This is a genomic window from Actinoplanes sp. NPDC051633 (assembly GCF_040681735.1).
Taxonomy (GTDB): Bacteria; Actinomycetota; Actinomycetes; order Mycobacteriales; family Micromonosporaceae; genus Actinoplanes.
In genome coordinates this window covers 1-10,890 of sequence record NZ_JBFAZH010000135.1, presented here as the reverse complement: position 1 = coordinate 10,890, position 10,890 = coordinate 1, and the positions used below count along the sequence as shown (strand labels likewise).

At 65.2% G+C, this 10,890-nt stretch carries 9 protein-coding genes and 1 pseudogene; 5 read left to right on the top strand and 5 right to left on the bottom strand.

Annotation, left to right across the window (positions count from 1 at the left end):
* Nucleotides 1-5 precede the first annotated feature (5 nt).
* Nucleotides 6-614 (bottom strand): hypothetical protein, encoded by a 609-nt coding sequence (locus tag AB0M20_RS10965; RefSeq protein ID WP_364296797.1) that lies wholly within the window; start codon nt 612-614, stop codon nt 6-8.
* 231 nt (nt 615-845) lie between these two features.
* Here AB0M20_RS10965 and AB0M20_RS10960 point away from each other — a divergent pair, with 231 nt between their 5' ends.
* A complete protein-coding gene (locus AB0M20_RS10960) occupies nt 846-1,337 on the top strand; it encodes a hypothetical protein (RefSeq protein WP_364296795.1) in 492 nt (163 codons plus the stop codon).
* A gap of 253 nt (nt 1,338-1,590) precedes the next feature.
* On the opposite strand, the gene AB0M20_RS10955 is transcribed toward AB0M20_RS10960, so the two are convergent.
* Nucleotides 1,591-2,376 (bottom strand): GNAT family N-acetyltransferase, encoded by a 786-nt coding sequence (locus AB0M20_RS10955; RefSeq protein ID WP_364296793.1) that lies wholly within the window; start codon nt 2,374-2,376, stop codon nt 1,591-1,593.
* A gap of 405 nt (nt 2,377-2,781) precedes the next feature.
* Here AB0M20_RS10955 and AB0M20_RS10950 point away from each other — a divergent pair, with 405 nt between their 5' ends.
* Complete coding sequence (locus AB0M20_RS10950) at nt 2,782-2,979, top strand: hypothetical protein (RefSeq protein WP_364296791.1); 198 nt, start codon at nt 2,782-2,784, stop codon at nt 2,977-2,979.
* Between the two features lie 2,429 nt (nt 2,980-5,408).
* Here AB0M20_RS10950 and AB0M20_RS10945 read toward each other — a convergent pair.
* Nucleotides 5,409-5,510: pseudogene (locus AB0M20_RS10945) on the bottom strand (IS5/IS1182 family transposase); the annotation flags it as partial.
* Nucleotides 5,511-5,811: 301 nt separating this feature from the next.
* Between AB0M20_RS10945 and AB0M20_RS10940 the strand changes: the two are divergent.
* From AB0M20_RS10940 to AB0M20_RS10930, 3 genes are all read left to right on the top strand, one after another.
* Nucleotides 5,812-6,030, top strand: a complete 219-nt coding sequence (locus tag AB0M20_RS10940; protein ID WP_364296789.1) for a hypothetical protein — start codon at nt 5,812-5,814, stop codon at nt 6,028-6,030.
* Between the two features lie 341 nt (nt 6,031-6,371).
* On the top strand, nt 6,372-6,992 hold the full coding sequence (locus AB0M20_RS10935; protein ID WP_364296787.1) for a dihydrofolate reductase family protein: 621 nt from the start codon (nt 6,372-6,374) through the stop codon (nt 6,990-6,992).
* Between the two features lie 256 nt (nt 6,993-7,248).
* Nucleotides 7,249-8,457 (top strand): FAD-dependent monooxygenase, encoded by a 1,209-nt coding sequence (locus AB0M20_RS10930; RefSeq protein WP_364296785.1) that lies wholly within the window; start codon nt 7,249-7,251, stop codon nt 8,455-8,457.
* Between the two features lie 439 nt (nt 8,458-8,896).
* Here the strand turns inward: AB0M20_RS10930 and AB0M20_RS10925 are convergent, their stop codons facing one another.
* Complete coding sequence (locus tag AB0M20_RS10925) at nt 8,897-9,535, bottom strand: hypothetical protein (RefSeq protein WP_364296783.1); 639 nt, start codon at nt 9,533-9,535, stop codon at nt 8,897-8,899.
* 459 nt (nt 9,536-9,994) lie between these two features.
* The coding region (locus AB0M20_RS10920) for a CU044_5270 family protein (protein WP_364296781.1) at nt 9,995-10,890 on the bottom strand (896 nt) is incomplete at its 5' end.

Here is a 10,890-nt window from a genome sequence, read left to right as displayed (position 1 = left end):
CGGATCTAGAGTCGCCAGGATCCCCGCAGGCCGTTGTCCGACAGGTCCGGCGTCCACTGGATCCGCCCGCCGGTCAGCGCACTGGTGGGCACGTCGAAGTTGACCCAGCCGTCGAGAATCTGGCCGGCGCTGATGCGCTGCGAAGGAAAGCGGCCATGGTCGGCGAAGGTGTTGTAGTCGGGATCGTAGGCCACGCCGTTGGGCGCCACGAACTGCAGCGTGCAGTCGCAGGCGAAGGTGAACCCTTCTTTCTGCGTCACGGTCAGCCGCGCTAGCAGGAAAATCCCGTGCCGCGGCGGCAGGTCGAAGTCGGCGACGGTCTTCTGCTCCGTCGTGACGATCGTCCACTCGGCCACCTTGCCGGCGCGCTGCCAGACCAGCGTGTCACCGACCTTGACGTTCCGCAGCTGGCCCCCAGGCTGACTGCTGGGGAGCGGTTGGGGTGGAATCGCCGGTACCGGTGCGCTCGTCGACCCGACTCGTTCCCCGGGGGCGTCCCGGACGGCTGCCACGATGATGCCGACGGTGGCCAGGCCGCCGATCAGCACCATGATCAGGACGACGGCGCCACCGACGATCCACGGCCAGAGCGGCCGCGGACTCCGGGGCGGCATCGGAGGTGCATGCGGCGACGGATATGGACCAGCGGCCGGAGAACCATACGGGCGGCGGTACGGGTCGTACGGAGGCTGCGGGACCGACATGAACGCACCTTCCGGATCGACTGTGGAGCGGCTCTGCACTCCAGAACACCCCCGAATACGCCAAGCGGTTCAAATCACAGCGCGAATGGCATTCGTATGCTGGGCTCGCGCGAGGCAACAGGACGGAAATGGGGCGCCTGGGTGGCGGGCTGGCCGCGTATGGTGGCTCGGCTCGGCTGGTGCGTGCTGCTGGCCATTGGCGTCTTCGGCATCGCCGACTGGGCCGGCTCCTCGGTCGTCGTCGGTGTGCTGTTCGCCGTGCTGGGTGCGTTCGGCCTGCTGGCCACGCTGCGGCAGCGCGTGTGGGTGCACGGGAACGTGCTGTACTCGCGCCGGTTTCCCGATGGTCAGCCGGCCATTCGGCTGGCTCGGCGGACCGACGCGTACCTGACTCACTTCGCCCGGACAACGGGCGGCAGCTGCGCTTCACCGATGCCGATGGCACGCGCATCGAGCTGGACGACGAACATACAGGTGGCGGGGCTGTATCCGATCGTCGTCGAGCGCACCGAGCACGGACAGAGCCCGTCGATGTCACCCCGCCGACGTGGCGAAGTAGGCCAGGTGCCGGAGACGGCCAGACATGGCGGTCCGCAGGCGCATTCGACAACATTCGCCGCCGCCCAGGGGTAGGTTGCTCCAGGCGATGAACCCTCAGATGCGGCAACCAAGGCTCGGACCGAGGCGGCCACTCCCGGCCGGCGTACCGTGTCGCCGATCCGGACCACGCCTCGTCCGGCGTCCGCTCCTCCCACAAGCACCTGCTCGGACATGGATCCATGGTGGCGTATCTAGCCGACCGACTGAAGACAATCATCGATACGGGGCCGGTCGACGACTCGGTCACCGCAATCACACGCCGACACGAGCACACACGAGCCGTGCACTAGCGCAGGTAGAACAAGCGGTTTGGGCGGACTGGCGCGAGGTCGAATCCGAGGGCGTGATGGAGGTGGTAGCCGTCCGGTGAAGGAAAGAGGACGGCATGGACGGCGCCCTGGCAGGCGGCGGCTGCGAGTCTGACCCGGGTGAGCGCGGTACCGATCCCATGGCGGCGCCAGCGTGTGGCGACGCAGCAGTGGACGAGTAGCACTGCGTCGTCGAACTCAAACGAGGTGGCTGCTCCGACCGAGGCACCCTGGGAGTAGGCAGTCCAGTGCCGGATCGGTCGGCCAGGGCCGAATCCTAGGCGGACTGCGATCTCAACACGGCGGTCGAGTTCACCGGGTTCTTCCCACCATCCGTCGTCGGCGTACACGCGGTGGTTCTGGCGCAGTGCCTGGACGTCGGTCACTTCACTGATCTGCCACCCTGATACGGGTGGCCCCGCGGTGTCGGGGCCGAAGCCCGCCAGAAGGCGGCCCATGTTGTTCCCGGTGCGCTCCGGTTCCAGTCCTCGGTCGATCAGTCGGGCGGTCGCTTCCGACTCTAGCGGCCCGGTGACGAGCACCGAAGCGGGCGCAGCCTTCTCGCGCAGCCAGACGAGCAATGCGTCCAGCTCGTGGGGGTTGTCGAGAATCGATGGGGCGATGACGGCGCCGTTCTCGGGGTTGGAGTGTAGACCCGTCGACACCGCGAATCCGTCACCAGCGCTGATTTGTGGGAAGCCGCCGGCGGCCAAGCAGTGAAGCCACGCCTCCTGTGCTCGCAGGGCCAACTCAGAGATGTCCACTAGCGCAGGCTAGACGACCCTTCGTGCGCACCGCCCGATCGGCTCTACTGCCCGCCAGACTGCGCACTCTGGTGCTGCGGAGAAAGCGCGGTGGCCGCGCAACGGTGGAAGCAAGATGGGAGCAGCCGCCAGCTTCCAACGGCGCTCAACTGCGCTTAACCGCCTTAAGCTGCGCCGAACGGTGTCGGCGCTCCTGCCGGTCATCGCACAGTCGCTAGTCAGCGGCTTGCGGACCGTTCGTTGACACGGAAGAGGTCACTGGTCGATCCCAGTATCGCCCACCAGAGTTTGTGCAGGTTAACGGCTCATTGCCGGCTTCGCGGTAATGGGCCGTTTGCATTGTGCCACTTACAGCGGGGAGCAAGACTGGGAGCACAAGATCACTGAGGCGCTGTAGGAAGCGAGGTGCAGAAGGTCGACCTTCCCCCGGTGTTCGCGGTGTTCGCCTTCGTCATCTTCGAGTCGCAGTTGGCGGTCGCGATGATGCCCCCGAGCAAGCAGGGCCGGGCCGGGTGGCTGATCGCCGTGGTGATGGGCTGCATCGCGCCGCGGCCGGCGACAGCCTCGTCGAGGTGCAGCCACGGCTGCGGCTCCTGTTGGTGACCCACCAGTGGTGGCAGGTATGACCAGTGTCGGCGTCAGCAAGCCCGCCGAGGGTCATGCAGGATGACCGCTACACCACCCGACCGGGCTGACCGGAAACGGGAAGCCTGAATCGGTTCACCCAGGCTCGCCGCCGTCGCATCCGGATCAAATTGCCGCGATATTGCCGGAGGGATGCCTGTTCGTTGCAGGCCAAGTGCTGCAATGCTCGCGTTCGAGGTTGGACGTAGGTTCCCCGGCGTCTCGGATTGATCAATAAAAGCGTTCCCGGCAACGGCCAGCCTCTCTCTCGCGCTGCATTCGCGGGAGGCACGAAGTCACACGGGACGCGTCGGTCGATGTGGTGCTGTCGGATCTGCCGGCCGCCGAGGTCCATGGCTGGATGGCCCATCAAAGCCAAGAACCCTCTTATGATGACACGATTTCAATGGAGGTGCGCATGAAGCCTTTCTTGTCATCTCGCCGGTTCGCCCGACGCTTCCTCGTTCGTTCCTGCGTAGTACTTGCCTTGGTCGCCGGGTCGTTTGGGGCGGCGCTGCCGGCTCGGGCGGACTTTGAAGGCACGAAGATCTACTACAGTCCCTGCTCCCGGGTCTGGTCTGAGAGCGGAGGACCCGGATATGTCCGGGTCGGGATGCATTACAAGGCAACGACCCATGATCCGAGGGTCGCCATAATTGATCACTCACACAGTACGCTTGACGCCCACGCTTGCTCTCCAGATGAGCACTCCGTGATTGTTCACAGACTGGACCTCTCTCACACATTCACCTTTGAGGGTTACCGGCTGGATTGTTCTTTCTCGGTGTCGCTGCCTCCTGGAGTGTCATGGAGTTGCACTCCCTCAGCCGGCGCAGTACGAATCACACTCTCCACGACTTGCTACAGGACTTCTCATTGCGAGATAGCCACCGGTGCAATGTATTTCTACGCCGACCCCGGGCAATCTTTCCGAAATATAGCCTATATGCAAGCCAGCACTCGGATGACACGGAGCAACGGACGCTATTATGTGTTCGGCACGCCTCGGTTCTGAGTTTATTAAGGCACGCTCCAACAGATTCGGACGATGCAACCCCTAGGCTAGGACGATTACGCGAAGGAGGCGTGGCGTTGCCAAACCACCGGCCCCACAAACGTGCACTCCGAAGTCTGCTGTCCCTCGCGATTGCTATCCCCTCAGCATTTCTGATTTGCACTCCTGCTCAAGCTGCGGAATCTACAGTCGAGAGGACTTGTAAGCCCGGCCCTCGAGGAAACGCTTGCGCAGCCCTTATCTATGACCCCGCTACGCAAGTCTTCATCGCTCGTGGAGCTGTCGACCCGTCCCCGGGGCACGTGATATCCATCGTTTTGGTATCCCTTCTTCGCTGCTACGGAAACCAGTGCGTTTCCTATCCTGCTGTTGGCACACCTACCGCACCTTCAGGTGACTACCAAGTCAAGTACAGTCCAGCGGTCACCGGTTCTCGATGCTACCGTTGGCAGGCCTACATCGGGTACGAGGTAGATCGACGAGACAGCTACAATGCTTTCACTGTCTATTACGGTGGCCTCTGTTAGGTTCCGTGCAATCAGACGGCATTGCCGCGTTGATCCGACCTCATTGATTTGGCGGCATATTCTGGCGCTTCTCAATTGTGTCGTCACAATGGGCGGTCAACATGGCGAGCTCCCGCATTGACCGCCGCCGAGATGCACAAGTGCCTCGTAATGCATGGATGTCGCAATGCCAAAACGGCTGCCGAGCGTTCCTGCTTCCGGCAGGGCCGATCCGGCAAGTGAGTAAGAAGGGTTTCATTGATGAGGCCTCCACTGAAGGCGAGATCAGTACTCGCGACTGTACTGGTCTTTGCAGGTGTACTATGTCCCGCGATCGTCGCTCGGACAGCAATGGCAGCCGGTACCTGTATCAGCAGTGTCGGCACTCACCGCGACTACTTCTCTGCCAGGGACGGCTACTTTTCTTATGAATGGAATGCTGATCACACCAGTTCCATCCGAGTAGGAATTGAAGTCCGCCAGGTGAGCGACTGCACGAGCGGCAATCTCAAATGGATTGACGCCACGGCATGCATGCAGAACGTAGATCCGGGACCTCCGGGATTCTCGCTGAGAGCAATGCATCTGAAATCGGTCGCTCTCTACGGCACTACTGGGACGCTCCTCGCCAACAACAACGTCGGCGCATACGAAAATTATCGAGACGGTGCCGGGCCCGTGAAGATCTGCGCGAGCACTCCCCGAGTATACGTTGGGGAGGGAGGGAACGCTGTAAAGGCGGCAGTTCAGGCGGCCCATGCCTCTATCGCCAGCATCGCGAGGCCGTACGAGTACACCTATCAACTCCGAGTCGAATCCTACAATTCGCCTCCACGATATCGGCGAGTATGATCGCTCACCGGTTGCTGCCGAGACCGGCGGCGCCGTTGGTATCCCATGTCCGCGAATGTCGTCACATCCGCGTCGGTCAGGGCATCGACCAGCCCGACGGCGCGGGCGGCGGTCAGGTCGTAAGTGGAGCCGGGCAACAGCGCAGTCGGTCTGGTCGAGCAGGATGAGCACGGCTACCCGGCGGCGGCCGATGGGCTCACTGCCGCGATCGGCACGTTCATCGGTCTCCTGCTGGCGGTGCTGCTCGCCGCAGGCCTGGTCCGTGCAGAGGCCCGGCCGGTGCGCCGGTCAGTCCGTCGGTCGGGCCATCGGTGCAGCCTCAGGATGACCGCGTACCCCGTTCGAGGGAGTGCCGGCGCGGGGACGGCGGCGAGGCACCGTGAATGCCGCCCGGCCGGGTGGTGCGCTCGTAGCCGGCCGCCCCTGGCGGCGGGTCAGGTGGACGCGCTGCGAGACGAACTGGATGGCTTCGCAGGCGGCAGCGTCACCGTGACGGTGGAGCCGGCCGACGCTGATGTCTGGCGGGCGGACCCCTCGGCTGCGGGCCAGGCCGTCGCGGTGGCGCTGCTGTTGATGATCGTCGTCGCACCGGCCGGTCATTGCCTGGCTGATCGCGCTCATCGGAGTGGCCTCGGCCCTGATTGCGAACTCGGATGAGAACGCCCCGGGCGTAGGGAGAGCATCTGCCGCTTCCCTCCCGTCAGCGGCCGGGTAACAGCGCAGAGCGCAGCTCGGTGGTGCCTCGGGCCGCGAACCGGCTGACGATCTATTCCACCCGGACATGCTCCGGTCGGCCGACACCGGAGGCGGCTCGAAGGATGGTTGTCATTTCGTCGAGGCTTCGGGCGTAGTCCCAGTTCTGCACAACCTGCAGGCTCACGATCGACCAGTTCGCGGAGGCCGCTTCGTCCTACCCCTACCTGGCACGATCTACATGAACGGCGCCGGAGCGAACCCAGGGTAAGGCCGACTCAACCTAAGGCAAGGAGAACAAACTCATGGGCACAATCGGTGTGCTAACCCGTATCACCCTCGACGGCGTGGTTCAAGGCGAAGGCGGACCCGACGAAGATCCCAGTGACGGATTCGAGCACGGCGGGTGGGCGAGAAGATACGACCTCGAACATGGCGGCGAGGACGAGGTCAATCAGAACCTCCTCAAGTGGGAGGCCAACGTGGCAGCACTCTTGTTCGGCCGGACGACCTACGAACTTTTCGCCAACTCCTGGGGCGTGTTCGACGAAAACACCGACGACTTCCAAGGCGAGATCACCCGGAAGTACAACAGCGTCCCCAAGTACGTCGCGACGACCAGGCTGACCGAACTCGCCTGGAAGAATTCGCACCTACTCGGCCCCGACGTGCCCGCTGCAGTACAAGACCTTCGCGCCGAGGTCAGCGGTGAGATCCGGATCTGGGGAAGCACATTGCTGATCAAGAAACTGGCCGAGCACGGCCTCATCGACGAGTACCGGCTCGCCGTGTACCCGCTGGTGCTCGGCTCTGGGAAGAGGCTGTTCTCGGACGGTTTCACGACATCCGAACTCGCCCTGGTCGACACCAGCCCACTGACATCAGGAGTCCTGGTGAACACGTATCGGCGGGCGGACGCTGGCTGAGTTAGTGCCCTAGCTGTTTCTCGCATGATCGAGGCCACCAATGCCGGCGATTCGGACGCGTTTGTCGACTCGTTCACCGACGATGCCTATTTGGAGGACCGGGGTCGCGAACGCCGTCCAGAAAGGGCTTTGAAGGTGGTGTCGATCGGCGATCATCTTTGTGCAGCTTGGGTCATCCGACAGCATCAGTCGGTTGCGCTGCGATCTGTCGGGCAGCTGACCCGCGTCACGCGCTTTCGCTCGTACCCTCTGAGGCATGCCTCGTCCCACCTCGATTGCCGTGATCGGTGGCGGCATCGGCGGCCTTGCCGCCGCGCTGGCGCTGCTGCGAGCCGGCTTCGACGTCCGCGTGCACGAGCAGGCACGCACCCTCTCGGATGTCGGCGCCGGGATTCAGCTGGCGCCGAACTGCACCCGGATCCTCGATCGACTCGGGGTGCTGCCGGCGGTTGAGCGGGTGGCGTTCGCGCCGGACGCGATCGACTTCCGGCGGTGGGACGACGGGCGACTGCTGTCGGAGACGCCGCTGGGGGCGGGCATGGCCGAGATGTACGGCGGGCCGTACCTGCACGCCCACCGCGGCGATCTGGTCGCCGTGCTCGCCGAGGCGGTGACCGCGGAACGGATTGAGACCGGCCGGCGGTGCGTCGGGGTGAGCTCTGGTGTCTCCGGTGCCCGGGTGCACTTCGCCGACGGCGGTAGCGCCGATGTCGACGTCGTGGTGGGCGCTGACGGCATTCACTCGGTGATCCGCGAAACGCTCTTCGGCCCCGAGCGGCCGCGATTCACCGGCCATGTCGCGTACCGCGGAATTGTGCCGGCCGAACGCCTCACTCACCTCGCGCTGGAGCCGCGGTGCTCGGTCCGGCTCGGACCGGGCGCGCATTTCGTGCATTACTTCATCTCCGCCGGCCGGCTGCACAACGTGGTGTGCGTGATCGAGGAACCGTCCTGGACGCGTGAGTCGTGGACCGATCCTGGTGACCCGGAGGAACTGCGACGCGCCTTCGCCGGCTGGCATCCGGTGGTTGGCGGCATCATCGAGCTGATGGACCGGCCGCTCAAGTGGGCGCTGTTCGACCGGCCCCCGCTGCCGAGCTGGAGTTCGGGAGCGGTGACTTTGCTCGGCGATGCGTGCCATCCGATGCTGCCGTACGGCGCCCAGGGCGCGGCGCAGGCCATCGAGGACGCCTTCGTACTCGCCTCCTGCCTGTCCGGAGCCGGCCGCGGCGACCTGCCCGACGCTCTGCTGCGGTACGAGGCGATCCGCCGCGGCCGGTCGGCACGGGTGCAAGAGCTGTCCCGCGTCAACGGGCACCGCTTCCACTTGCCGGACGGCCCGGACCAGCGGGCGCGGGACACCGCCATGCAGTCCAGTTTCGGGATCTCCCCGGAGATTGATTGGCTCTACGGACACGACCCGCTGGTCGCCGTCGAGGCAGGGACGTCCGCGCGGCCGGCGTGAAGCTGACCCACACCCGTCGAGCATGTCCGCGTCGTGGGTGACGAAGCAGCGCTGACCGCCCGCTCGACGTGGATTGCCGTTCCCGGCCCGCTGGCTGCCGGGGCGATTCACCGTGGCGTTGACCCCGGTCCTAGGTCGGTGAGCTCTCCAACAGGATGTAGTCCGGGTTCCCGCGGCGTTCGCGGCTGGACATGGAGCCGTTGCGGGTGGAGCACGCCGGCGAGATGGCTCCGCTGCTGAACGATGCGGGGCTGTATGCCTTCATCGGTGGGGAGCCGCCGAGTCTGGTTGGTTCATCAGGCGTCCCAACGTGTAGCTCACGCCGTGGGGCTGGCTCCCACTGGGACCGTGGTCGACGGGGGAGTGCGCTGCCAGAGCTGAGTCCGCGTGAGGCGATCGGGTCTGATTCAGCGATGTCCCGCTCGTTGCCCGGCCGCCGCTATGCGTCGTTGGTGACATCGACACCCAGGATCGGATGTCGGACCAGCTGTTCGACAGAGTCTTCCGCCGCACTGAGTTCGGCAGTTGGGAGAAATTCGCCCCCGGCCAGTGTCGGGTATGGGGACGCACGTCGGAGCAAGTCCCGTCTCACCTGCCGATCCAACATGTCTTGCCGGTGCGACTGGAACTCTCTGATCATCTTCATGATCCGCTCGAGCGAAACTAGAGCGGCCATGCCATACATCACAGGCGTGGATGTCTGAGCGAGCGTTGTCATCGCAAGCTCCCATGGACTGTGGAGCGACATCGAGCGGACGAGCAGGGGAGTCGCCTCGGCCCGGCGCTCGTTCTCGGCCGAGCCGACGCTGTGATAGAACCGCAGGCCGCTGCTGATGACTACAAAGTTGACTGCGCTGTCTTTGTCGACGCGTTCGATGCGGGTTTTGCCGTGTTCCCGTTCCACGTCAGCTTGGGTGGCGGCGATGCTGATCGTCGTCAGGGTGTATCGCCACAGCGATGCCAGCGCGGCCGACTGTCGCGCCATCTCATTGACAGTCGCTACTCGTCCAAGGTCGATGACGCAGCGCAAGGACGCGGCCAGAAATGTCGGCTCGACATTGTCCCGCGGCTGGGTCACGAAGGAATCCTATGTGATCGCGTTGCGCCAGGCCTCGATGGCGTTGACCTACGGAGCGACGTCTGAAGCTGGTCGAGCAATACCCACCGGCGTGAGGCACGGTAGGAGGCTTGGGATGGCATCGGTAGGCGGTAGTCGCGGGCCGAGATCGTAGGCGGCATGCGGACGGACAGTCTCATTGGTGGCTGGGATGTCCGGCCAGCTACCGAGCGGGCTTGGCAGAGCGTCGGCCTTGATGACGCGGTGGATTCGGCGCACCGCCCCATCCCACCGGAGCCGTGAGCATGAGAACCTCGCGGTCCGGCTCGGGCAGGGCCGCGAGCGCGGCGCGGACGGCCAGCCGCTCGGTCACGGCGCAGCGCGTACGCCAGCAGTGGCTCGAAGGTCTCGGCGTAGGCGCGCCGGAAGCGGTCGGGTTCGGAGCTCACATCAAGTCCATGTCCGGTCGGAGGCCGGACGTTACGGACGTTTTCCGGCCTTGTCGACGATCGCGACGTTCAACAGCGCGGACTCGTAGATGATCTGGCCCGGCTCGGGTTTCGATCCAACGGTGATCCGGGCGGTTCCCTTGCGGCCGGGCGTGGCGACCACGTCGGCTCCGGTCAGGTCGAGCTCGGCCCCGATGATGTTGTGCCCGAGGTACCGGTAGGTGTCCGGGTCGAAGACCAACTCCTCGCGGCTGCCGGCCTCGGTGCGGGTCACCGCGACACCGGTACGCCCGGCGGCGTCCTTCGCGTCCTGCCGCACCTGGACGCCGGGGATCTGCCCGGCGACCCGGAATGCGGCTTCCTGCACGGCCGGCAAGTGGTTCTTGTAGAGGATCTCGGCGATCTGGACGAACGCGCGCTGGTCGTCGGAGAGCCGCACCCAGCCACGGGGCGATCCGTCCGCGTCCTCGCCGACGGACACCCACGTCGGCTGGGCGGTCGCCGTCGCGTACACGTCGCGCCGCAGACGGTTCGGGTCGGTGGAGACGCGGCCGGGCAGGTAGGCGGGCTCGGGCACGCAGTCGACCTGAGGGCTGGTCTCCGGTCGGTCGATCGTCTCCGCCTGCTTGCCGTTCGTGCACCCGTCGAGGTGGGTGCGCGTCCTGCCCTGCAGCACCAGCCCGTCGCGGGTGCCGTCCACCGACAGCCAGGTCCGCGTACGCAACGGCTTGGAGATCGTGGTCCTGCCGGCGACGATCCTGCCGTGGCGGTCCTTATCGAGCGCGGTGCTCGACTCGACATCCACCGAGTCGATGTAGAGGAACTGGTCCGGCCGGGCGTCCATCGTCGGCGCGTCGGCGGTGTGCTGAGCGGCCAGAAGCAACACCTGGCGGGCGTCCGGGGGCCGCGGCGGGTCGCTGGGCAGCG

Coding starts and splice junctions, on each gene's coding strand:
- AB0M20_RS10965 (WP_364296797.1), bottom strand. CDS start 614: ATGCCGCCCCGGAGTCCGCGGCCGCTCTGGCCGTGGATCGTCGGTGGC.
- AB0M20_RS10935 (WP_364296787.1), top strand. CDS start 6,372: ATGGGCACAATCGGTGTGCTAACCCGTATCACCCTCGACGGCGTGGTT.
- AB0M20_RS10930 (WP_364296785.1), top strand. CDS start 7,249: ATGCCTCGTCCCACCTCGATTGCCGTGATCGGTGGCGGCATCGGCGGC.